The sequence below is a fragment of the Guptibacillus hwajinpoensis genome, assembly GCF_001039475.1.
GTDB classification, from domain to species: domain Bacteria; phylum Bacillota; class Bacilli; order Bacillales; family Guptibacillaceae; genus Guptibacillus; species Guptibacillus hwajinpoensis.
This window is the reverse complement of the sequence record NZ_LELK01000001.1, coordinates 120,739-143,858: the sequence shown is the minus strand read 5'-3', so window position 1 is coordinate 143,858 and position 23,120 is coordinate 120,739. Positions and strand designations below refer to the sequence as shown.

Annotated in this window: 22 protein-coding genes; 2 read left to right on the top strand and 20 right to left on the bottom strand. The window is 39.9% G+C overall.

The window, feature by feature from the left end; translation table 11 throughout:
- Window position 1 precedes the first annotated feature (1 nt).
- Entirely contained in the window at window positions 2–1,660 is a 1,659-nt protein-coding gene (locus AB986_RS00780) for an acyl-CoA mutase large subunit family protein (RefSeq protein WP_048308987.1), read from the bottom strand.
- Window positions 1,661–1,879: 219 nt separating this feature from the next.
- On the opposite strand from AB986_RS00780, the gene prli42 reads away from it, so the two are divergent.
- Window positions 1,880–1,972, top strand: coding sequence for a stressosome-associated protein Prli42 (prli42, locus tag AB986_RS22170; protein WP_142329569.1), 93 nt, complete (start codon window positions 1,880–1,882; stop codon window positions 1,970–1,972).
- A gap of 82 nt (window positions 1,973–2,054) precedes the next feature.
- Here prli42 and AB986_RS00775 read toward each other — a convergent pair whose 3' ends face one another.
- The 14 genes from AB986_RS00775 to AB986_RS00710 all read right to left on the bottom strand — a co-directional run bounded on the left by AB986_RS00775 (window position 2,055) and on the right by AB986_RS00710 (window position 16,898).
- Window positions 2,055–2,564: a L,D-transpeptidase gene (locus AB986_RS00775; protein ID WP_048308986.1), complete on the bottom strand. Its 510-nt coding sequence runs from the start codon at window positions 2,562–2,564 to the stop codon at window positions 2,055–2,057.
- 45 nt (window positions 2,565–2,609) lie between these two features.
- Complete coding sequence (locus tag AB986_RS00770) at window positions 2,610–3,578, bottom strand: aromatic acid exporter family protein (protein WP_048308985.1); 969 nt, start codon at window positions 3,576–3,578, stop codon at window positions 2,610–2,612.
- Between the two features lie 155 nt (window positions 3,579–3,733).
- Entirely contained in the window at window positions 3,734–4,456 is a 723-nt protein-coding gene (locus AB986_RS00765) for an amino acid ABC transporter ATP-binding protein (protein WP_048308984.1), read from the bottom strand.
- On the bottom strand, window positions 4,449–5,108 hold the full coding sequence (locus AB986_RS00760; RefSeq protein WP_048308983.1) for an amino acid ABC transporter permease: 660 nt from the start codon (window positions 5,106–5,108) through the stop codon (window positions 4,449–4,451). The genes AB986_RS00765 and AB986_RS00760 overlap by 8 nt, the downstream gene beginning before the upstream one ends.
- A gap of 29 nt (window positions 5,109–5,137) precedes the next feature.
- Window positions 5,138–5,938, bottom strand: coding sequence for a transporter substrate-binding domain-containing protein (locus AB986_RS00755; protein ID WP_048308982.1), 801 nt, complete (start codon window positions 5,936–5,938; stop codon window positions 5,138–5,140).
- Window positions 5,939–6,219: 281 nt separating this feature from the next.
- Window positions 6,220–6,648 carry a BrxA/BrxB family bacilliredoxin gene (locus tag AB986_RS00750; RefSeq protein ID WP_048308981.1) on the bottom strand — a complete coding sequence of 143 codons (429 nt, stop codon included), beginning with the start codon at window positions 6,646–6,648 and terminating at the stop codon, window positions 6,220–6,222.
- Window positions 6,649–6,777: 129 nt separating this feature from the next.
- The gene (locus AB986_RS00745; protein ID WP_048308980.1) at window positions 6,778–8,082 is read right to left on the bottom strand and encodes a dihydrolipoamide acetyltransferase family protein; all 1,305 of its coding nucleotides are present in this window, start codon (window positions 8,080–8,082) and stop codon (window positions 6,778–6,780) included.
- A gap of 23 nt (window positions 8,083–8,105) precedes the next feature.
- Window positions 8,106–9,089 carry an alpha-ketoacid dehydrogenase subunit beta gene (locus tag AB986_RS00740; protein ID WP_048308978.1) on the bottom strand — a complete coding sequence of 328 codons (984 nt, stop codon included), beginning with the start codon at window positions 9,087–9,089 and terminating at the stop codon, window positions 8,106–8,108.
- A 12-nt stretch (window positions 9,090–9,101) separates the two neighbouring features.
- Complete coding sequence (locus tag AB986_RS00735; protein ID WP_048308977.1) at window positions 9,102–10,094, bottom strand: thiamine pyrophosphate-dependent dehydrogenase E1 component subunit alpha; 993 nt, start codon at window positions 10,092–10,094, stop codon at window positions 9,102–9,104.
- 28 nt (window positions 10,095–10,122) lie between these two features.
- Window positions 10,123–11,544, bottom strand: coding sequence for a dihydrolipoyl dehydrogenase (lpdA, locus tag AB986_RS00730; protein ID WP_048308976.1), 1,422 nt, complete (start codon window positions 11,542–11,544; stop codon window positions 10,123–10,125).
- 24 nt (window positions 11,545–11,568) lie between these two features.
- Complete coding sequence (gene buk / locus AB986_RS00725; protein WP_048308975.1) at window positions 11,569–12,675, bottom strand: butyrate kinase; 1,107 nt, start codon at window positions 12,673–12,675, stop codon at window positions 11,569–11,571.
- 14 nt (window positions 12,676–12,689) lie between these two features.
- Entirely contained in the window at window positions 12,690–13,787 is a 1,098-nt protein-coding gene (gene bcd / locus AB986_RS00720) for a branched-chain amino acid dehydrogenase (protein WP_048308974.1), read from the bottom strand.
- A 30-nt stretch (window positions 13,788–13,817) separates the two neighbouring features.
- Window positions 13,818–14,714, bottom strand: a complete 897-nt coding sequence (gene yqiS, locus AB986_RS00715; RefSeq protein WP_048308973.1) for a phosphate butyryltransferase — start codon at window positions 14,712–14,714, stop codon at window positions 13,818–13,820.
- Between the two features lie 117 nt (window positions 14,715–14,831).
- Window positions 14,832–16,898, bottom strand: a complete 2,067-nt coding sequence (locus AB986_RS00710) for a sigma 54-interacting transcriptional regulator (RefSeq protein WP_048308972.1) — start codon at window positions 16,896–16,898, stop codon at window positions 14,832–14,834.
- 186 nt (window positions 16,899–17,084) lie between these two features.
- Between AB986_RS00710 and AB986_RS00705 the strand changes: the two genes are divergently transcribed.
- A complete protein-coding gene (locus tag AB986_RS00705) occupies window positions 17,085–17,342 on the top strand; it encodes a DUF2627 domain-containing protein (protein WP_048308970.1) in 258 nt (85 codons plus the stop codon).
- A 153-nt stretch (window positions 17,343–17,495) separates the two neighbouring features.
- On the opposite strand, the gene spo0A is transcribed toward AB986_RS00705, so the two are convergent.
- The 5 genes from spo0A to AB986_RS00680 all read right to left on the bottom strand — a co-directional run bounded on the left by spo0A (window position 17,496) and on the right by AB986_RS00680 (window position 23,117).
- Window positions 17,496–18,299 (bottom strand): sporulation transcription factor Spo0A, encoded by an 804-nt coding sequence (spo0A, locus tag AB986_RS00700; RefSeq protein ID WP_048308969.1) that lies wholly within the window; start codon window positions 18,297–18,299, stop codon window positions 17,496–17,498.
- Window positions 18,300–18,543: 244 nt separating this feature from the next.
- Entirely contained in the window at window positions 18,544–19,839 is a 1,296-nt protein-coding gene (gene spoIVB / locus AB986_RS00695; protein ID WP_152670899.1) for a SpoIVB peptidase, read from the bottom strand.
- Window positions 19,840–19,963: 124 nt separating this feature from the next.
- Complete coding sequence (gene recN / locus AB986_RS00690; RefSeq protein WP_048308968.1) at window positions 19,964–21,658, bottom strand: DNA repair protein RecN; 1,695 nt, start codon at window positions 21,656–21,658, stop codon at window positions 19,964–19,966.
- 33 nt (window positions 21,659–21,691) lie between these two features.
- Entirely contained in the window at window positions 21,692–22,141 is a 450-nt protein-coding gene (gene ahrC, locus AB986_RS00685; protein ID WP_048308967.1) for a transcriptional regulator AhrC/ArgR, read from the bottom strand.
- A 169-nt stretch (window positions 22,142–22,310) separates the two neighbouring features.
- Window positions 22,311–23,117: a TlyA family RNA methyltransferase gene (locus tag AB986_RS00680; RefSeq protein WP_048308966.1), complete on the bottom strand. Its 807-nt coding sequence runs from the start codon at window positions 23,115–23,117 to the stop codon at window positions 22,311–22,313.
- Window positions 23,118–23,120 lie beyond the last annotated feature (3 nt).

The window sequence follows — 23,120 nt, the reverse complement described above, 5'->3', positions numbered from 1 at the left end:
ATTAGATTCCTGTATATTCACCAAATTCTTCCCTAAGAACACCGCATATTTCACCAACCGTGCAATAATCTCTTACACAATCAATAATAAGTGGCATGAGATTCTGATCTCCTTTTGCTCCACTTCTCAACTCTTCCAATCGAGCGCTCGCTCGGCTTTCGTCTCTCTTTTGACGGAGCGTCTCTAATTTCTCAATTTGTTTACGCTGCAGCTCAGGGTCAATTCGGTGCAGTTCAGGCTTAGGCTCATCGTCAAGCTTGTATTTGTTCATACCAACTACGACTTCTTCGCCGCTTTCTATTTTCTTCTGAGTAACGTATGATGCCTGATGAATTTCTTGTTGCATATACCCCTGTTCCACCGCCGAAACAGCGCCGCCCATATCATCAATCTTTTGAATATAGTCAAACACATAAGCTTCTAGCTCATCTGTAAGTTGTTCGATGTAATAAGAACCACCTAATGGATCTACAGTATCGGTAACGCCGCTCTCATTTGCAATAATTTGTTGCGTACGGAGGGCAATTCGTGCCGAATCTTCAGTTGGAAGAGCTAACGCCTCGTCTTTTGCATTTGTATGCAAACTTTGTGTGCCTCCAAAGACGGCTGCAAGCGCCTGAAGTGTAACGCGAACAATGTTGTTATCTGGCTGTTGTGCCGTCAAAGTCGATCCAGCCACCTGTGTATGGAAACGTAGCTGTAGGCTTTTCGGCTTCTTAGCTCCATAGCGTTCCTTCATAATTTTCGACCAGATTCTTCTCGCAGCCCTGAATTTGGCTACTTCTTCAAGAAACTGATTATGTCCGTTAAAGAAAAATGCAAGTCTAGGTGCAAAGTCGTCTACTTTTAATCCGGTTGCAATCGCAGCATCCACGTAAGCAATGCCATTCGCTATAGTAAATGCCAATTCTTGAGCCGCAGTAGATCCCGCTTCTCGTATGTGATAGCCTGAGATACTAATCGTATTCCAACGTGGAACATGTTCTGCACAATAAGCAAAAATATCAGTTATGAGTCTCATTGATGGCTTTGGAGGAAAAATGTAAGTTCCCCTAGCAATATATTCTTTTAAAATATCATTTTGAATGGTTCCTGAAATGTCTTGTTGGGACACACCCTGCTTTTCTGCAACGACAATATACATGGCAAGGAGAACAGATGCTGGCGCATTAATTGTCATAGAAGTGCTTACTTTATCAAGTGGAATATCTCGTAAAAGCGCTTCCATATCATCGAGTGAATCAATTGCTACGCCAACTTTCCCTACTTCCCCTTTTGCCATCATGTCGTCAGAATCATATCCTATCTGCGTAGGAAGATCGAACGCAACAGATAACCCAGTTTGTCCTTGATCCAGTAAATATCGAAAGCGTTTGTTCGTCTCTTCAGCAGATCCAAAACCAGCATATTGCCTCATTGTCCATGTTCTTCCACGATACATAGTCGGTTGTATACCCCGTGTGTATGGATATTGTCCCGGTAGCCCTAACTTATCCATGTAGGTTTGGTCTACTCTTTCTGGGTGGCCAAGACGTTCTATATCAATTCCAGAGCTTGTCTTAAATACTTCTTTTTTCTCTGGGTATTTTGCTATTAGCTTTTCTGTAAAGGCTTTCCATTCCTCGAATTGTTTTTGAAAATCTGTCTGATCTGTCGCCATCTCCATTCCTCCCTGGTAGTCACACTATAGTAAATACTTTCGAATATCAGATGTCTAACTTATATACTATTCTGTTTCAAGAAAGCGTTTTCCTGCTTATTTGAACAAATTGTAGCAAAGAAGTAGTGAAAGTTAAAGATTATTCATGAGATCAGCTTGTCCCTTTATATGAATACATGTAAAATAACGATAGAATGTTCAATTTGGGGAGGGACTCTCATGCCTCGTAAAGCGACAAAAATTGTTGTTTATATCATGATTATTTCCATGCTACTTAGCTTGTTTGCAGGAGCAACTGCTATGTTATTTTAAGCACAATATTAATTCGTTCTTCACTATATAAAACAGGAGGCTGTCAAATGACAGCCTCCTGTTTTACGTTGCTAAGAATGTGTTATTTAGAAAGCGCCCCTGCTTGCACACCAATATCTTCAATAGAATCGGAACTTGATGTGATTAATATACGCGTTCCTATTGGCACCTCATTAAACAGAGCTTCAATCTCATTATTTTGAAGACGCACGCAGCCAGCCGTTGTATACTGTCCAATGGAATCTGGTCGGTTTGTACCGTGTAAGCCATACATGCGACCATCTGTCTCTTTCGCATCAAAGCCAATCCATCGTGTTCCAAGCGGATTATCTTTAGTGCCTCCAGCAATGTTTTTCTTTCTATAATAAGGGTTTTCAGCTTTCACTATAATTGTAAACGTTCCTTCAGGAGTTAGTTCTTTGTTTCTGCCTGTCGCAACTGGTCGCACCTTCTTAATTTCATTTTCATTAATAAAAGCGAGTTCATTCGATGCTTTATTTACAATAATAAATGGATCTCCAGGGTTTGGTTGATCTCCGATAGGAAACAGAATGGATGCTGTTAAGCATAAAGACAAGAAGAGTTGGATCATACTGTTATCTCCTTTTACTCATTAGCATGCGTCCATTCCGTTGATTCATTCAGCTTTTGAGAAGGCACCTGGTTTAAAATAGCGCTTGAGCAATAAGTATTGTTCAATTTCATTTAGAAAATATAGCAGAGCAGAACGTGTTTCAAATTCATCTCGATCAGCAGGAAGCGGTGAATTCCTAAATTCTTCACGCATTTCTTCTAATTCATGAAGAAATACATTCGCTGTATTTTCAGGTTTCACTGATCGGCTTAGCTTTTCCATGAACTCCGCCATTTTCTTACCGTGAATATACGTTTGATCGAGAGATGAAATGATTGGAAGAACCCGTTCAAGAATCGCAAATTGTTTCTCCCTCATTTTAAAATACACGTAGTACTTATCATCATCCCGAAGCATATGATTCTCAATATCTTTCAGAGCAAGATTCTTTGCATCTCGAAGGAGTTCTTCGACTTCTAAGATTTCTTTGCCACCCCAGTGGCTTTCCCCTTCTCTCAGATAAACAGCGTATTCCTCTAAAATAGTTGAGAACTTATCTTCAATTTGTTTTCTAATATGCAACAAATCTTTCTCGAGACTTGGCATATAAAGGTTAAAGATAAGCGCGACACCTATCCCAATAACTATGATGGCTACTTCATTCCAAACAATATCCCAGCTTACGGTATTAAAGTTATAAATATGCAATATGATAACAGAACTTGTGATAACCCCTTCTGTCGCTTTAATTGCAACGACTACAGGTATAAAGAAGAGTAACAATAACGAGATGCTAAATGGCGTATAACCAATACCTTCAAAGAATACAGCACTAAATACAATCCCTAATAAACAGGCTAGAAATCTTTCCCACGAACTTCTAAATGAACGTTTTGTAGTCGGCTTTATACAGAGGATCGTTAAGATTCCAGCTGATACATAATTATCTAGGGAAAGCAATTGTGCAATCGTAATTGCTACTCCTGTCCCTACTGCTGTTTTTAGCGTTCGATAACCAATTTTCACTTTCAATCACGATACTTCCTTCCACTAGTAGTTACTCCATTAATATCCTTCAACTTACAGAGTCTAAACCATTTTCTACAAGTTGAACAGCATCTTTTTCCATAAAAACGTTTACATAGGTAAAATCATTCCATTAAAAAAGCGACCTTTAAGGTTCGCTTTTACAATACTTTATCAAGAAAGGCTTTGGCGCGTTCCGTTTTCGGTTCATTAAAGAACTCAGAAGGGGAGTTTTCTTCAACAAGCTTTCCTTCATCAAGAAACAGAACCCGATCAGCCGCCTCCCTTGCAAACGCCATTTCATGAGTCACAATGACCATCGTCATTCCTGTTGTGCCAAGTAACTTCATTACATCGAGTACTTCTTTAACCATCTCAGGATCAAGTGCAGATGTTGGCTCATCGAACAGCATGTATTCAGGCTCCATCGCAAGTGCCCTAGCAATAGCAACACGTTGTTTCTGTCCTCCTGATAAACGCTTAGGGTATTCATCAGCTTTCATAGAAAGACCAACCTGGTCTAAAAGCTGATGAGCCTTTGATTCTGCTTCTTCCTTACCTTCACCTTTCACTTTCATTGGAGCATATATTAAATTCTCTAATACTGTTTTGTGTGGGAAGAGATGGAAATGTTGAAAAACCATACCGATCTTTTGACGTAATTCCATCACGTTTGTTTTTGAATCGTTCAATTGTTGATCGTCTATCCAAATGGTACCGGATGTTAGCTCTTCTAACTGATTCATACAGCGAAGTAGCGTGGATTTACCTGAACCAGATGGTCCAACAATTGCCACTACTTCACCTTTATTAATTTCAGTCGTAATCCCACTCAGGACTTCATTCTGCCCGAAATTCTTCTGGAGATTCTCTATCTTAATCACTTCGGCTCATCCTCCTTTCTACCATTTTGCCAGCAAGCGTTAGAATCATAACGAGTAAGTAGTAAATTACTCCAGCAATAAGTAATGGCTCGAAGTATTTAAATTTCTCTGCAGCAACTATTTGACTTCGTCTCATAATATCAAAAACACCGATAACCGAAACAATCGCAGACTCTTTCGTTAGTGTAATAAATTCATTCATCAAGGCAGGTAGTATATTTTTCATTGCCTGCGGTAAAATGATATCTTTCATCATCGGACGATATGGAATCCCAAGTGCAGCTGCCGCTTCATTCTGACCAGTATCAACAGCTCTAATTCCAGCTCGTATAATTTCAGATATATATGCAGCGGAGTTTAACCCGAATGATAGTACCCCTGCTTCAAACGCACTAATATCATATCCAGTTAACTGCGGAGTCGCATGATAGAATAGTAAGAGTTGCAAAATAAGTGGTGTTCCACGAAATACAGATGTATAAGCATCCGCAATCCAGCTTAGGATCTTAACTCTACCGATTTTAAATAGTGCGAGAATCGTTCCTAGAACGAACCCGACAATTGCAGATACACTTACGAATTTTAACGTGACCAATATTCCTTGTAAGATGTATGGAATATTAGGCACGAATTGGGTGAAGTCCAAATTCATGCCTGTTCAACCTTTCTCTTCTTGTATTGTTATTCTACGGTGTCCTGTGCAAACCATTTCTCGATAAGTTCGTCCATTTTTCCATTTTCTTTCATATCTTTAATTACGTTATTGAACTCTTCTGTAAGCTCACTGTCCTTAGGAAATGCTACTGCCGATCCAGCTTCTTCAGTATTTGGAAGGTTTTCTCCTGACAAATCATCATTGCTCTTTAAATAGCCATTCGCAACCGTATCCTCTATAACAATAGCGTCATATCTACCAGATTTAAGTTCCTGAATGAGTTCTGGTATACGGTTAAGTGTAATAATTTCCATGCCTACACCGCCGTCTTTTATCTCATTCGCTTTATCTTCTTGAATAGAGCCAAGTTGCACGCCAACTTTCTTGCCTTCTAGTTCCTCAGGAGTTGTGATCTTGTTACTTGCTGAAGACACAATCATGTGATTTGCTGTGTAATAAATCTCAGAGAAGTCTACGTTTTCCTTTCGTTCTTCTGTTGGAGTCATACCTGCAAGAACAAAATCAACTCGTTCACTACTAAGTGCTGTAATTAGTCCACTAAAATCCATATCTTTAATTTCAATTGTATAACCAAGTTCATCAGCAATGTAGTTCGCTATGTCTACATCGAATCCGATAATGTCGTCACCTTTTGATGAGTCTATATATTCAAACGGTGGATAATCCGCTGACGTTCCCATCACAAGTGTTTCTTTTGATTCTTTTGTATCTCCATTAGACGCTCCGTCTTCATTAGAAGCCCCGCACGCCACAAGTGCTATCGCCAAAAGTAGTCCAACTAGTCCAACTAACCAATTTCTTTTCATGTTATATCCCCCTGTAATATTGTATATTAATTCATTAACTTGAATATTTATCACTATACCAGACAATAAAACATTAATCTACATTTTTATACATATATTTTAATATAAATTAATGTTTATATTTTCTGACTTATTTGCGAGGAATTCTATATTTATATAAGTAGTGGTTGAAGAATTAAACTCCAGTCAGCGTATACACTCTTTCATTACCTCCGATTTTTCCACATATTAATGCATACAAAAAAGCACCAGGACAGGGCCTGATGCTTCGAATGAACTATTTAGCAATACTTATCAAATAAATACTGCAACATGCCAGAAACTTCTTCTGGATCGCTACCTTCAATTTCATGTCTTTCTACCATATTGATAATTTGCCCATCTTTTAAAATAGCAAATGAGGGGGACGATGGAGCGAATCCGGTAAAGTATGAACGAGCTTTTGCAGTTGCTTCTTTGTCTTGACCAGCAAAAACCGTTACAAGTTTATCTGGTGTTTTCTCATTAGCAATTGCAAGTCTTGCTGCAGGACGAGCAACTCCACCAGCACAACCACATACTGAGTTAACCATGACAAGCGTTGTTCCTTCGCTAGTGATAGCCTCCTCAACAGCTTCTGGTGTTGTAAGCTCCTGATAACCTGCTGCTTTGATTTCTTCGCGCGCAGTTGCTACAACGTCATTCATGAATAAATTAAAGTCCATTGACATTCTATATTCCTCCCTTATTTCGTGACACCTTACTTTATATTGTATCGCGAAACCCCGATAATTTCCAAGAAAGGCTTTCATTCTCTGCAAAGAAAGTGGCCACCCCGTTAGACGGGATAGCCATTTAACTTAGTAGACAGAAGTGTTTTCTTTAGAAATAGTCTCAAGATTCTCTTTAACTCGTGCAAGGAATTTACCACAAATCATCCCATCAAGAACACGGTGGTCAAGTGAGAGACACAGATTAACCATATCTCGCACAGCGATCATTCCATTGTTCATTACGACTGGACGTTTCACAATACTTTCAACTTGAAGGATAGCAGCTTGAGGATAGTTGATAATCCCCATAGATTGTACCGATCCGAAAGATCCAGTATTGTTCACTGTAAACGTACCACCCTGCATTTCTTCCCCTTTGAGTTTGCCTGTTTTAGCTTTTTGAGCAAGCTCTTTTACTTCTCGTGCAATGCCTTTGATGGACTTTTCATCTGCATTTTTAATCACTGGTACGAAGAGAGACTCATCTGTTCCAACTGCAATGGAGATGTTGATATCTTTCTTTTGAACTATCTTATCTCCTGCCCACATTGAATTCATTTGCGGGAATTCTTTAAGAGCTTCAACGACCGCTTTAACGAAGAAAGCAAAGAACGTTAAACCATAGCCTTCCTTCTTCTTGAAATCGTCTTTAATGCCGTTTCTGTATTCAACCAGACTTGTCACATCAACTTCAACCATTGTCCACGCATGTGGTGCTTCATGCTTACTGCGTAACATATTGTTTGCAATTGCTCGTCGAACACCCGTAACCGGAATTTCGATGTCCCCTTCTGAAACAGGTACATCGGATCCTTTAGAAGCTTCAGGTGCTGCTGGTTTTGGAGCTGCTGCTGGCGCTTCCTTCTTCTCTTGCTTAGGTTCTGGCGCTTTCTCTTCTTGCTTAGGTGCAGGAATCTCACCAGAGTCGATAACCTTTTGGATGTCTTTACGAGTAATACGACCGCCCTTACCAGATCCATTAACGTGTTCAAGATCTATATCATTCTCTTGAGCAAGTCGAAGAACAGCAGGTGAGTAACGGCGTTTCATTGGTTGCTCTTCATCCTGTGTCTGTTCTTTTTTGTCTTCTGAGATATTCTCAATAGCTTGTTGGCCGGTAGACTCCTCTTGTTTTTCTTTAGTAGCGCCACCTTCAACATCGATGTAGCAAACAAGCTCGCCAACTTCAATTGTATCTCCTTCTCCTGCAATAAGCTCTTTAATAACGCCTGTATAGGAAGAAGGAACTTCCGCATTTACTTTATCTGTATTAACCTCTGCAATTGGATCGTATTTATTAACAGTATCCCCGACTTCTACAAGCCACTTCTCAATTGTTCCTTCGGTGACACTCTCCCCAAGCTGAGGCATCAGTATTTTTTCAACTGCCACATGAAACCCTCCTCTTCTTGCAATTAGAATTCTGCTAGGTCACGCATCGCTTTCTCAACTTTATCCGGATTAAGCATAAAGAATTTCTCCATTGGTGGTGAATAAGGCATAGATGGAACATCAGGCCCTGCAAGGCGCTGAATAGGTGCATCTAGATCAAACAGACACTCTTCTGCAATAATGGCAGATACTTCACTAATGATGCTTCCTTCTTTATTGTCCTCTGTTATGAGAAGGACTTTTCCGGTCTTTTTAGCAGCTTCTACAATTGCTTCACGATCAAGCGGATAAACTGTACGTAGATCAAGAATATGAGCTGAAATTCCATCTTTCTCAAGCTTTTCTGCAGCTTGAAGAGCGAAATGCACGCTTAGACCATATGTAATGACCGTGATATCTTCTCCTTCACGTTTCACATCAGCTTTTCCGATTGGAAGCGTATACTCTTCTTCAGGTACTTGACCTTTGATTAAGCGGTAAGCTCGCTTGTGCTCAAAGAACAGGACAGGATCGTCGTCACGAATCGCCGCCTTAAGAAGTCCTTTTGCATCATAAGGAGTGGAAGGCATAACAATTTTTAGTCCAGGTACATTTGCGAATAGTGCTTCAACTGATTGTGAGTGATAAAGAGCTCCATGTACTCCTCCACCGTATGGAGCACGGATCGTAATTGGACAATTCCAATCGTTATTTGATCGATAGCGAATCTTTGCAGCTTCAGATACGATCTGATTAACAGCAGGCATAATAAAGTCAGCGAACTGCATTTCAGCAACAGGTCTCATGCCGTACATGGCTGCACCAATTCCAACTCCTGCAATCGCTGATTCTGCAAGTGGTGTATCAATAACGCGCTGCTCACCAAATTCATCATAAAGACCATCAGTAGCTCTAAAAACGCCTCCGCGTACGCCTACATCTTCACCTAGAACGAAGACTTTCTCGTCACGTTGCATTTCTTCCCTGAGGGCTTGAGTTATCGCTTGAATATATGAAATAACTGGCATAATGGTTCCCCCTTACTCTCCGTAAACATGCTTCATTGCATCTTCAGCAGGTGCATAATCAGCATTTTCGGCGTATTCTGTTGCTTCGTCTACTTCTTTTTGAACACGATCATGAATTTCTTTTTCATTCTCATCAGTGAGAACGCCAACTTCTTTTAAGTACTCGGCAAATGTAATAACTGCATCCTTTTTCTTTGCTTCTTCAACTTCTTCGCGAGTACGATAAGCACGATCATCATCATCACTTGAGTGTGGTGTTAAACGATAGGACACCGTTTCAATCAGTGTCGGACCTTCGCCTCGACGACCTCTTTCAACCGCTTCCTTTGCAGCTTCATATACAGCAAGTGGATCATTACCATCAACCGTTACACCCGGCATTCCGTAGCCAATTGCACGATCTGATACTTTCTCACAAGCTAGCTGTTTAGAAACAGGAACCGAAATAGCATACTTGTTGTTTTCACAAACGAAAAGAACTGGAAGCTTGTGAACACCAGCAAAGTTAGCTGCTTCATGGAAATCTCCCTGGTTAGAAGAACCTTCTCCAAATGAACAGAACGTTACAAGATCCTTTCCTTCCATCCGGCCTGCTAATGCAAAACCGACTGCATGTGGAACCTGTGTTGTTACTGGAGAAGAACCTGTAATGATGTTGTTTTTCTTTTGTCCAAAGTGACCCGGCATTTGGCGTCCAGCTGAGTTTGGATCTTCTGCCTTAGCAAACCCTGATAGCATAAGGTCTTTTGCTGTCATTCCAAAAGCAAGAACAACACCCATATCACGATAATATGGAGCTACAAAATCCTTTTCTGGATCCATTGCGAATGCAGATCCTACCTGAGCAGCTTCCTGTCCCTGACAAGAAATAACGAATGGAATTTTACCAGCGCGGTTTAAAAGCCACATACGCTCATCAATTTTACGAGCCATCAACATTGTTTCGAACATCTCAAGCACACGTTCATCAGATAGACCAAGTGCTTCATGTCGTTTTTCAGCCATCGTATTTACCTCCTTTATTTAACCAAGATTAAGAGTGGATTGCTTTTCCATCTACTGCAAGAGCAGCTTCCCCAATCACTTCAGATAGAGTCGGGTGCGGGTGAATTGTATGAGCAACTTCCCATGCAGCTGCGTCAAGAACTTTGGCAAGTCCAGCTTCAGAGATCATGTCTGTTACATGAGGACCAATCATATGTACACCAAGCAAGTCCTCATTATCTGCATCAGCGACAATCTTAACAAAGCCATCTGATTCACCAAAAACAAGCGCTTTACCAATTGCTCTAAATGGAAATTTACCAATTTTAACATTAAGTCCTTTTGCTTTTGCATCCTCTTCTGTTAAACCAACACTTGCCATCTCAGGACTACTGTAAATACAGCTAGATACCATTGAGTAGTCAATAGGTTCAGGATTTTGATCTGCTAAATGCTCAACAGCCGTGATGCCTTCGTGAGAAGCCACATGCGCAAGTTGCATACCGCCAATCACATCACCAATTGCGTAGATATGTGATTCTTTTGTTTGGTAATATTCATTTGTTTGAATAACACCTTTCTCTACTTCAATTGTTGTGTTTTCTAAACCAATATTTTTGACGTTGGCTTCACGTCCGACAGAAACAAGCATTTTATCAGCACTAAATGTTTTTGTTTCTCCTTTATGCTCAGCCTGAATTGATACGCCGTCCCCTTTTTCAAGAGTGTCACCCATCACTTTAGCACCTGTGAACAGCTTAATACCTTTTTTCTTCATTAATTTATCAGCTTCTTTGGAAATTTCATGGTCTTCAGTTGGAACAATCCGATCCGCATATTCAAGAACGGTAACATCTACACCGAAATCAACTAGCATTGAGGCCCACTCAATACCAATGACTCCCCCACCGACAATAATGATTGATGAAGGAAGGGATTCCATCCGTAGTGCCTCGTCAGATGTCATAACAAATTCCCCATCCACATCAAGGCCAGGAAGGGTTCTTGGCTTAGATCCTGTTGCAACAATGACATTTTTAGGAATTAACATTTCGTTTTCTTCACCATTGTTCATCTCTACAGATACAGTACCTGGCATAGGCGAAAAAATAGATGGCCCAAGAATTCTACCAAATCCTTCGAATACATCAATCTTCCCCTGTTTCATTAAATGCTTCACACCATTATGAAGTTGATCAACGATACTTTGCTTTCTTTCCTGCACTTTCTTGAAGTCAAGCGCTACTTCTTTAGCCATAACTCCAAATTTCTCGCCATGCTTTGCAGTTGCGAACACTTCTGCGCTACGAAGTAATGCTTTACTTGGGATACACCCTCTATGCAAACATGTTCCACCAAGCTCACGCTTTTCAACTATTGCTGTTTTGAGACCGAGCTGAGAAGCACGTATTGCGGCAACATATCCACCAGTACCTCCGCCCATTATGACAAGATCGTATTCTTCAGCCATTCAAATTCTCCTTTACAGAACGTATTATAATACTATGGACTCTACAGAGGAAACCGGATAGATCTTAGCATCTTCTTCATTTCTTAACACCCGCAATCCACCTTCTGCAAGTGCTTGTAGTTCATTCTCACCGGGATGAACAATAACGTCTGCAATCCATTTAATATTCTCGGTAATTTGAGAAACAAAATCTTTACCATATGCAAGTCCTCCGGTTAAGACGATTGCATCGACTTCACCTGCAAGAACGGCACTAGCTGCTCCAATTTCCTTAGCTACTTGATAAGCCATTGCATCGAACACTAGCTTTGCCTTCTCATCACCTTCACTAATACGTTTCTCAACTTTCACAGCATCATTTGTACCTAGATATCCAACATACCCAGCTTGTCCTACTAGCTTCTTCATAATTTCTTCGGCATAGTATTCACCAGAGAAGCACATCGACACAAGATCACCAACGGGTACTGTTCCTGCACGTTCAGGAGAGAAAGGTCCTTCTCCATGTAAACCATTGTTTACATCGATCACTTTTCCCTTTTTATGCGCACCAACTGTAATACCGCCGCCCATATGCGTAACAATCAAGTTCAATTCTTCGTATTTACTGTTTAGCTGGGTCGCTACTCTACGTGCGACTGCTTTTTGGTTTAACGCATGAAAAATACTTCTTCGCTCAATTTGCGGCACACCTGAAAGGCGAGCCACGTCCTGTAGCTCATCTACGACAACCGGATCAACAATAAAAGATGGAATATTCAGTTGTTCTGCAATTTCAAAAGCAATAATCCCACCTAAATTAGATGCATGCTCTCCAGAGTAACCGTTTCTGAGATCTTCAAGCATTTGGTCGTTTACTGAGTAAGTACCACCTTCGATTGGTCTTAACAATCCGCCTCTACCCACAACCGCATCAAGCTTGGATATATTAATAGCTTCCTCATCTAATGCTTCAAGAATGGTTTTCTTTCTAAATTCATACTGATCAATAATTGTTTCGAACTGATTTATTTCATTTGTATCGTGCCGTAATGATTTCTCAAATACGGCACGTTCATTATCAAATACGCCAATCTTCGTTGAAGTTGATCCTGGATTAATAACTAGAAGTCGAAATTCTTTATCTATCACTTGAAACCCTCCGATTATTTGCGATGCCCTAAAATATGCTGAGAGTTCATTAAGAACTGGCTTCTTGAATGCTTCATTTGGGCAATTCTCTCTTCAGCAAGACGGTCTGCAGCTGCATAAGTAGGAATACCATCACGTTTAGAGATTTCAATTACTTTAGCAATCGTATCGTAAATGCCGTCAACACGTTTCATAGCGCGATCACGGTTATAGCCATAAAGCTCATCCGCTACATTGATTACACCGCCTGCATTGATTACATAGTCAGGTGCATAAACGATACCCATTTCGTGAATCTGATCACCATGAGTCGTTTCACGAAGCTGGTTGTTAGCTGCTCCTGCGATTACTTTAGCTTTAATTTTCCCAATTGTATCGTCGTTGATGATAGCACCTAGTGCACACGGCGCAAAAATATCGCAATCCACTTCATAGATGTCATCAGGGTCAACGGCTTTAGCACCAAAATCAGCCACAGCACGATCTACAGATTCTTTGTTAATATCTGTTACAACGAGTGAAGCTCCTTCTTCATGTAGATGCTTACAAAGGTTATACGCCACGTTTCCAACACCTTGCACAGCTACTGTCTTACCTTCAAGAGAGTCAGTACCAAATGCTTCTTTCGCAGCGGCCTTCATTCCAACATAAACGCCGTAAGCTGTTACTGGAGAAGGGTTACCAGACGATCCAAACGCTGGAGAAATTCCTGTTACGTATTCTGTTTCTTCATGAATGGTATCCATGTCTTGAACCGTTGTACCTACGTCCTCTGCTGTAATGTAACGGCCATTTAGCCCTTGAATGTAACGACCAAATGCACGGAACATTGCTTCGTTCTTATCTTTACGAGGGTCGCCAATGATTACCGTTTTTCCTCCACCAAGGTTAAGACCAGCCGCAGCGTTCTTATACGTCATTCCTTTTGCAAGGCGAAGAGCATCTTCAAATGCCGCTTCTTCTGAAGCATATGTCCACATTCTCGTTCCACCTAAAGCAGGTCCAAGTGTTGTATCGTGAATAGCAATTATTGCTTTTAATCCAGAAGCTTTGTCCTGACAAACTACGACTTGCTCATAATCATATTTCTCCATATAAGTAAAAAGTTCCATTGCAATCTTCCTCCCTGATTTTCCTCTAAATTAGTTAGTTGAACTTACTGCTAGTGCAATGCTATATACTTTACTTTTTGCACTATCGGCTCGCGATGTTAGTACAATTGGTGCTCTAGCACCCGCAATGACTCCTCCAACTTTTGCATTTGAAAAATAGACGAGTGATTTATATAAGGCGTTACCTACTTCGATTGAAGGAACAAGTAAAATATCGGCTCGCCCTGCTACTTCACTTTTGATTCCCTTGTGTGTTGCAGCTTCTATCGAGATAGCATTATCAAGGGCCAATGGGCCATCAATGACGCAATTTGTAATTTGATCTCGTGTATTCATTTGTGTAAGTGCAGCAGCATCTAGCGTAGCCTGCATAGAAGGATTAACTACCTCAACTGCAGCAAGTGCTGCAACCTTTGGTGATTCTATCCCAACACCTCTAGCAATACTCACCGCATTTTTAACAATCTCTACTTTCTGTGTAAGATCAGGTTCAATGTTCATACCTGAGTCTGTAACAAAAATTAAGCGATCATATCCAGACACATCAAAAGCAGCTACATGTGAAAGAACTTTTCCTTTACGAAGTCCGTATTCCTTATTTAATACTTCCTTCAAAATAACAGATGTAGAAACCATGCCTTTCATTAAGACATCCGCTTCTCCATTACTGACAGCGGTTACAGCGGATTTCGATGCCTCTCTATCAGATGACTCATGAACTACCTTGACATCTGCAGATTGAGATAAGCTGAACTCGTTTAACAGATTAGTGATCTTATCTTGATCTCCATATAAAATGAATGAGGCAAGTTTCTGCTCAACTGCTAATTTAACTGCTTCGATGACTTCCTTATCTGCAGCCGCAGCCAATGCAACAGTTTTATTGGGGTGATCAGAAGCTTGAGTCAAAAGTTGATCTAGATTCATTGGTGTCCCTCCTTATACGCCCTTCTTCTAATATGCAAGTTCCGTGCCAACTTCGGATCCTTGATAACTAAACGTTCCAGTAAAAAATATCATGCAATTTATTGCGTAGTGTGAAATTTATTGCATGCTAGATTTTTCAATATCGTGCTTTTCCATTTTATAATAAAGATTGCGAAGTGACACTCCCAGCGCTCTTGCAGTGGCTGTTTTATTCCCGTCATAAAGTTCAAGGGTCTGGCTAATCGTTTTCTTTTCAAACTCATCGACAAGTTGAGATAACGTCTTTTCGGGTGTTCGTTCTACTGAAAGTATTTCAGCATCTTTTTGTTCACTCAATAAAGAAGGAATATGCGCTAAGTCAATCATGGACTCTGACGAATCCATATGAATGACTATTCTTCCAAGTACATTCTCGAATTCTCTTACGTTCCCAGGCCAATCGTACTCTTTCAAATACTCAGCAGCTGCCGGTGTAATCCCTTCAACGTTTCTTCCATAATCTTGATTTATTTTGGTTATTAAGTGATTGGCTAATGCAGCAATATCTTCTTTCCGCTGTTTGAGTGGTGCAATCTGAATGGGAAGACGGTTTAATCGATAGTATAAATCTTCCCTAAATGAACCATCCATTATTCTTTTTTCTAACTTTGCATTGGTTGCCGCAATAACTCGAACGTTGATTGAGATTGGTTTCGATCCACCTACACGCACAATCTCACGCTCTTGCAGCACCCTAAGTAATTTCACCTGAGTAGTAAGGGAAATTTCGCCTATTTCATCAAGAAAGATACTGCCTCCGTTCGCCTCTTCAAACAGACCTCTTTTTCCTCCTTGTTTAGCTCCAGAGAAGGCCCCTTCTTCGTACCCAAAGAGTTCACTTTCGAAAAGAGACTCAGAAATAGCTGCACAGTTCACTCTGACAAACTTGTTATATTTACGATCGCTTGCATTATGTATAGCGTGCGCAAAAAGTTCTTTACCTGTCCCAGACTCTCCACGAAGCAATACTGTTGCAGGCGTTGAGGCCGCTAACTTTGCTTGTTGAATTGAGAATGTCATTTCCTCAGAATTCCCAATGATATCTTCAAAAGAATATTTCGCTTCTAAAGTGCGAATGATTTGTCTCGCTCGCTGGAGTTGATTATTTAAAGAATGGAGCTCTGAAATATCGTGAATAACTCCGACGCTACCCTTTAATCGACCATCCACAATCACCGGAGAAACGTTTACAACAACTTCCCGCTTGCTTGGTCCTACCTTCATCTGGGCGCCACGGACAGGTTTTCGTGTCCTCAGTACACGCATATGCATGCTTTCACCCTCAGAAATATCTGTAGTGGCGGGTTTTCCTATTACTTCATCACGTTCTAGACCAGTTAGTCTTGTATAAGCAGGATTAATCATAAGACCTTTCCCATCCCCATCAACTACTGATATCGCTTCATCTGAAGATTGAATAATAGCCTCAAGCATGGATTGAATACTTTTCAGATTGGTTACCTCTTGCGCCATCTCTTCTATTGCTGTCATGTCTTTAAAAACCGCAAGTGCACCAATCCGTTTACCTTCCTCGTCAAACATCGGGATGCGCGTGGTAATTATTTTCCTACCGTTTGGCAGCAGTTGTTCTTGATTAACTTCAGGCTGTCCTGACGACAAAACTCTTGGTAACATACTCGAGGCCATAAGTGACCCGATTAATTTACCTCTAGCTTGAGCTTTCCTAATTCCAGTAATTTTCTCAGCACTTCGATTAAACAACGTTACTTCTTCATCTACGTTGATAGCAATCATTCCATCATGCGTAGAGTCAAGAATAATTTCCTGCTGTTTCGACTGATGTTGCAATGTATCAATAAGTATTTCTTTTTCTTCAATTAGATTTAGAACAATGTTCGCAACTGATCCAGGAATTAATACAGTATGTTTCTCTCGCTTATCTCTAATTTCTTCAAAAACTGCTTCATTACCCGTAGCCTCGATAATGACATCGATTTCAAAACGAGTTAAAACCACTTTCCAATCAGAGTAAACTGCGATACCCGCTTCACGCGCTATTTGTATGCCAGGGGCATCCAAATTACAATCCACTATCGCAATAACATTCATCATATTCGTTTCTCTAAGAATATTGAGAAGCGCTTGGCCACCTTTTCCAGCACCAACAATCATACACGTTCGCAAACATTCATCACCTGCATTCTCTACATGCAATATATTTCATACTAATCATACATCTCTTTCGACATTTTGACAAATCATGCATGGTTTTTCTTTTCTTAATGATAAGACAGCAACTGACACCCATAGACACATCACATTCACTTCGCTACAATAGCAATAGTGAAGTGTAGAAAGGGTGCACAATCAATGCGTTTAATAGCATTACTTATCGTTTTGATTCCAGGTATTTTCGGAGTAATAGGTATTAAATTAATGAGAGATGTACTTTTTGGCGTTCTAAATGCACCATTTACTTCTCTTGTAGTCCAATTTATACTCGGATTACTTTTTCTTATCTTAGGGTTAGCTTTCGTTGGAGGGTTCATCTTCTATCGAGATCGTAAACGAAACAAAGTACAGGATCGATTCTCTACTAGAAGTGCTAAAAATGGCTCTAATCGTTGATAATCAATTAATAACAGGCTATGTTAGCTCATATTGTTGATTTCTCGATTGTTGGCTCATACGAGCGAAACCTCAGTTTCACTCGAACCAAACAAAAAAACAAAGCCGTTTTTCAGGCTTTGTTTTTTAATATAAGAGGATTAAAAGTGCTTATTATCTCGTATGAGAGTAGTTATCCATGTTGTGCTCAATGCGTAATTTATCTGCGACCATTGCAATGAACTCTGAATTTGTTGGTTTAGCTTTTGACATGCTTACTGTATAACCAAACAAATTAGAGATTGATTCAACATTCCCTCTACTCCATGCAACCTCGATCGCATGTCGAATCGCTCGCTCCACACGTGATGAAGTTGTATTAAATTTCTTTGCAATATCAGGATAAAGAACTTTAGTAATTGAACCAAGTAGTTCAATGTCATTATATACCATTGTAATGGCTTCTCTTAAGTACATGTAACCTTTAATATGTGCAGGAACTCCAATTTCATGAATAATACTCGTAATACTTGCATCAAGATTTCTTGGACGGTTCTCTCTTGGCTGACGCTTGTAGGAACTAGAGCTACTGTTTGTGAAAGTCGTTTTCTTGCCACTTACCTGTCTCACGTGACTTGCAAGGTTATCCATGTCAAACGGCTTCAGGATAAAATAGGATGCCCCAAGATCAACAGCCTTCTTTGTTACATCTTCTTGGCCAAACGCAGTTAACATTATTACACTGCACGTGTAATTCATTTCTCTTAAGCGTTCAAGTACAGCAAGACCGTCAAGATGTGGCATAATAATATCAAGAACTAATACATCAGGCTCTTCGTCTTCGAGCACTTCTAAACATTCCTGGCCATTGGAAGCGGTTCCGACTACCTCCATATCCTCCTGCCTCGACATATATTCCTCAATCAAATTGACTAATTCCCGGTTATCATCAGCTAAGCATACTTTGATTTTTTGCACGGCTCCGTCTCTCCTTCCACAAGTTTGGTTACCGTAGTAGTATAAACATTCAACGGGTTTGGTATATTTCCTCTAAAATTTCGAAAAACATTTATAAACAATATTTATTCAACAAATATCTCTTCCATTCTCGCCATACCTCTACATAGCATAAAATTCTGAATAGTCTTTCAATTTTGTCGAATTTTCTTCATACCAAGTATATCACGTCAAGAAAACGAAAGAAAGCGAACAGTGAGCTTTTTTAGCTCGCTGCCCGCTTATTATTATGATTTTGCTGATAGATGTTAATTCCAGCCTCTTCTAACATCCACTCAATGTGAACACCATAACCTGATGTTGAATCGTTAACAAAAACATGAGTTACTGCTCCAATAACTTTTCCTTCTTGAATAATAGGACTTCCACTCATTCCTTGAACGATGCCACCAGTTTCTTTCAACAATTCTGGATCTGTAACTTTAATGACCATACCCTTAGTTGCCGGGAATTTTTGTGGTATAGAACTTACCACTTCAACATCATAAGCCTTTACTTCACTGCCTTTAACAACTGTTAATATTTTTGCAGGTCCCTCTTTCACCTGATGCGATAAAGCGATCGGCATTGGCTTGTCATACAATCCCTTTTTCACTTCATTATTCATTTCTCCAAAGATCCCAAATGGACTATTTCGAGTAATGGTACCAAGTTTCTGATCGGTATTCGAAAACCTTGCTAACTTTTCTCCTGGGTGTCCATTACTTCCTTTTTCTATCGAAGTAACAGAAGATGGATAAATTTCTCCGTGGTGAACAACAATCGGTTTTTTAGTATCCATATCGGATATAACATGACCTAATGCTCCATACTTTTTAGTATTAGGATGAAAAAAAGTTAGAGTTCCAACACCTGCTGCTGAATCTCGAATATATAACCCAATACGATAGGATTCATTCTGTTTGTCTTTTACCGGAACAAGCTTCTTACTAAGTTCTTTATTTTCTCGAACGATCGTTACTTGTAGCGCATTGCCTTCATTAGCAGCTTTCTTCACTATTGAACCAATGTCACTCATTTTCTTTACAGATTGACCATTAATTTTGGTAATAATATCTCCAACTTGTATATCTGCTAACTCTCCTGGGGATCGATCTCCCTGATTTGTGTGAATGAGGTGATGACCTACAACAAGGACACCGCGCGTATTAAGCTTCACACCAATTGATTGACCTCCTGGAATCACTTTGAATTCAGGAAGAATCTTAACATCAACCTTCTTAACGGGAAAATCACCAACCGTTAAGTCAAGTATATCCGAACCGCTATTTTTACCACTAATCGTCAGTTCTTTTTGCTGCTTATCAATACTTACTACTTCCGAACTTCCAATAGTAGCCGCGGCTGGTATAACAGATGGGATCGTTGCTTGATCTCCTTCAAACATGACAATCTCATCTGGAATCGATATAAACAATTGTACCGGTTTCATAAAACCAAGTGCAATTAAACATCCAAGGAGAACTACACCTAACAATTTACGAATCATGTCTGTCCTCAATTCTTCACTCTCCTCGCTCTTGCCCACACCTCCAACATGGCTGTATCTATAATTTTGCCTTGAGAGCTCGTTATTATAACCTGTAAAAATGAAAATGCTACCCTTAGTTGGATAGCATTTCATATCATGATTTTATTTGGTTAGCTTGAAGCAATAATTCTCGCGCGTGTTTTTTCGTAAGTTCAGTCATTTCAGCACCTGAAATCATTCTACCAAGTTCTTCAATTTGTTCTTCATTGCTTAAATTTCCAACACTTGTCTTTGTCCGACCCTCACCCGTCTCTTCTTTTGAGATATACAAGTGATGATCAGCCATAGCAGCTACTTGTGGGAGGTGAGTGATGACAAGAACTTGTGAACCAGAAGAAAGACGCTGAATTTTCTCAGCCATCGCCTGTGCAACTCTTCCACTTACACCTGTATCTACTTCATCAAAGATAATTGACGTAATGCCTTGATGCCTCGAGAAAATTGATTTTAACGCAAGCATAATTCGTGAAAGTTCACCACCAGAAGCCGTTTTGGATAATTGCTTTAATGGCTCACCAGGATTAGTTGAAATCATAAAATCAATATCATCTTTTCCCGATTTATGAAATGGTTCATTTTTGTTATCTATTTCGTTAAAGTGAATCGCAAATTTCGTTTTCTCCATATACAAATCTCTAAGTTCGTGATGAATCGCGTCTACAAGGACTCTGGCAACCGTTTTACGAAGACCCGTTAAATTATCGGCCTCAACGGATAAGTCCGCTTTAATGCTCTTTAAATCAGATTCTAGCTCCTCTACACGATCTTCTCTATTTACTAACTCATCCACTTCATCCTCAATGGAAGCAGCGTATTCCAGAATTTCTTCTACGGATTCACCGTATTTTCTTTTCAAAACCTGGATCTCATTCAAACGTTCTTCTACAAAATCTAATCGTGCTGGATCAAATTCAAGTTGATCGCGGTATGTATTTAGCTTACCTACGGTTTCTTCAAGTAAATAATATTGGTTTGCAACTTCCTCATGATAACTCTTTAACTCTTCATCAAGATCTGAAACTGATTCAAGCTGCGACATCGCAAGGCCAACCCAGTCAAGTCCTTTATTATCCCCGTGTAATGAATGATAGACATCTTGTAGAGCAGAAAATAGCTTCTCGAAATTACCTAAACGCATTTTCTCTTCCATAAGCTCTTCGTCTTCATTTGGAGAGAGTTCTGCTTTCGTAATTTCTTCAAGCTGATATTGTATTAAATCAAGCCTATGGGCCATTTGTTGTTCATTCTCTGTTAGATTCCTCATCTGCAGTTGGATCTTCTTAAACCGTGAATAAATTTCCCTGTATTCAATTAATGCGGGTCCTATCGATCCATCACCAAATTGGTCAAGTAGAGATAAGTGTTTGTCTGACTGCATAAGATCCTGGTGTTCATGTTGTCCATGAATATCAATTAGCGTTTGACCAATCTCTCTTAGTATTCCGAGTGTTACTAATTTCCCATTTACCCTGCAAATACTTTTGCCTGAGCTGGATATGTCTCGACGTAATACGACCATATCATCGGTAAACTCAATTCCAATATCCTCTAACTTTTGAACTGTAGGGTGTGCTGGGTCTATATGAAATAAACCTTCAATTTCAGCCTTCTTTGTGCCATATCGAACAAACTCTGCTGAACCTCTGCCACCTACTAGCAGTCCGATTGCATCAATAATAATTGATTTCCCCGCACCCGTTTCGCCAGTAAGAACCGTTAAACCGCGTTCAAAAGAAACGGTAATCGCTTCTATAATCGCAAAATTACGAATGGATAGTTCGGCTAACATATTCTCCCACCTTCAAAGATCATCGTTCTGCTCTTATAGCATATCAATAAAGCGTTGAGATAGCATAGGAGCTGCATCTGCGCTCTTACAAATAATAAGAATCGTATCGTCCCCACTGATGTTACCCATAATCTCTTCCCAATCAAGATTGTCAATTAACGCTCCGATCGCATTCGCATTACCCGGTAACGTTTTCATAACGATAAGGTGGTCCGCATGATCAATACTTATAAATGCATCGGTTAAAGTTCTTTTAAGCTTTTGCAATGGATTAAAGCGCTGGTCAGCAGGAAGACTGTATTTATACCTTCCGTCTATAGTTGGTACTTTAACAAGATGCAGCTCTTTAATATCTCTTGAAACTGTAGCTTGCGTGACATTAAAACCTGCACTTTTGAGACTGTAAACGAGCTCATCTTGAGTTTCAACATCTTGATTAGCAATTAATTCACGAATTTTAATGTGACGTTGTCCTTTATTCATAAGTAAAACCTCCAGAAATTCCGGTAAGTAAATTGTGACAGCCTTATTATATAGCCCTTTCCTACTTTTGTATAGGCATTCATAAATATTCAGCACTATGACTACATAACAAATTGACTTAAAAGATCGTTACGTAAGTAGAAAAAAAGGACACACATGGTGTATCCCTTTAAAACTCCTGATGCGCCTGTACTACTACGTCTTCTGGGTCCGGAACATCTTCAGTCAACATCTCTTGCTTCCACCCAAGATGAAGAAGAAATTCAATATTACCTTCACCACCGGTTATTGGAGAATAAGAAAGTCCGTTGATCTGATACCCTTCGCGAGTCGCAAAATCCATCATCTCTTTTAGTACACGAAGATGAATTTTCTTATCACGTACAATCCCTTTTTTACCTACTTCTCCTCTACCTGCTTCAAACTGAGGTTTAACAAGCGCAACCACCTCACTATTTTCTTTAAGAATTCCTTTAAGGACAGGTAAAATTAATTTCAATGAAATAAAGGACACGTCAATTGTTGCTAAATCCGGTAGACCTTTATCGAAATCCTCTTTTACAGAATAACGAAAATTGGTTCTCTCTTTCACAACGACACGATCATCAACACGAAGTTTCCACGCTAACTGGTTGTATCCTACATCTAAAGCATAAACAAGCGTTGCGCCATTTTGGAGCGCACAGTCAGTAAATCCTCCTGTAGAAGAACCTATATCGAGTACAACTTTATTCGCTGGTTCTAATGAGAAAACCTCAATCGCTTTCTCGAGCTTTAATCCACCACGTCCAACATAACGTAATGTGTCGCCCTTGATTTGCAATGCAATATCTTCATTTACTTTCATGCCAGGCTTGTCCATTCTCTCTGTTTCAGAGAACACTAGACCAGCCATAATGGCTCTCTTTGCTTTTTCTCTAGTATCGATTAATCCACGATTCACAAGAATTACATCAAGTCTTTCTTTTTTTGCCATGCT

Excerpts from the sequence above, each read along its gene's own strand:
- lpdA (WP_048308976.1), bottom strand. The coding sequence starts at position 11,544 with ATGGCTGAAGAATACGATCTTGTCATAATGGGCGGAGGTACTGGTGGA.
- yqiS (WP_048308973.1), bottom strand. The coding sequence starts at position 14,714 with ATGAATCTAGATCAACTTTTGACTCAAGCTTCTGATCACCCCAATAAA.
- ahrC (WP_048308967.1), bottom strand. The coding sequence starts at position 22,141 with ATGAATAAAGGACAACGTCACATTAAAATTCGTGAATTAATTGCTAAT.
- AB986_RS00680 (WP_048308966.1), bottom strand. The coding sequence starts at position 23,117 with ATGGCAAAAAAAGAAAGACTTGATGTAATTCTTGTGAATCGTGGATTA.
- AB986_RS00740 (WP_048308978.1), bottom strand. The coding sequence starts at position 9,089 with ATGCCAGTTATTTCATATATTCAAGCGATAACTCAAGCCCTCAGGGAA.
- AB986_RS00755 (WP_048308982.1), bottom strand. The coding sequence starts at position 5,938 with ATGAAAAGAAATTGGTTAGTTGGACTAGTTGGACTACTTTTGGCGATA.
- AB986_RS00705 (WP_048308970.1), top strand. The coding sequence starts at position 17,085 with ATGCGTTTAATAGCATTACTTATCGTTTTGATTCCAGGTATTTTCGGA.
- recN (WP_048308968.1), bottom strand. The coding sequence starts at position 21,658 with ATGTTAGCCGAACTATCCATTCGTAATTTTGCGATTATAGAAGCGATT.
- AB986_RS00735 (WP_048308977.1), bottom strand. The coding sequence starts at position 10,094 with ATGGCTGAAAAACGACATGAAGCACTTGGTCTATCTGATGAACGTGTG.
- AB986_RS00750 (WP_048308981.1), bottom strand. The coding sequence starts at position 6,648 with ATGTCAATGGACTTTAATTTATTCATGAATGACGTTGTAGCAACTGCG.
- AB986_RS00760 (WP_048308983.1), bottom strand. The coding sequence starts at position 5,108 with ATGAATTTGGACTTCACCCAATTCGTGCCTAATATTCCATACATCTTA.
- AB986_RS00780 (WP_048308987.1), bottom strand. The coding sequence starts at position 1,660 with ATGGCGACAGATCAGACAGATTTTCAAAAACAATTCGAGGAATGGAAA.
- prli42 (WP_142329569.1), top strand. The coding sequence starts at position 1,880 with ATGCCTCGTAAAGCGACAAAAATTGTTGTTTATATCATGATTATTTCC.
- bcd (WP_048308974.1), bottom strand. The coding sequence starts at position 13,787 with ATGGAACTTTTTACTTATATGGAGAAATATGATTATGAGCAAGTCGTA.
- AB986_RS00775 (WP_048308986.1), bottom strand. The coding sequence starts at position 2,564 with ATGATCCAACTCTTCTTGTCTTTATGCTTAACAGCATCCATTCTGTTT.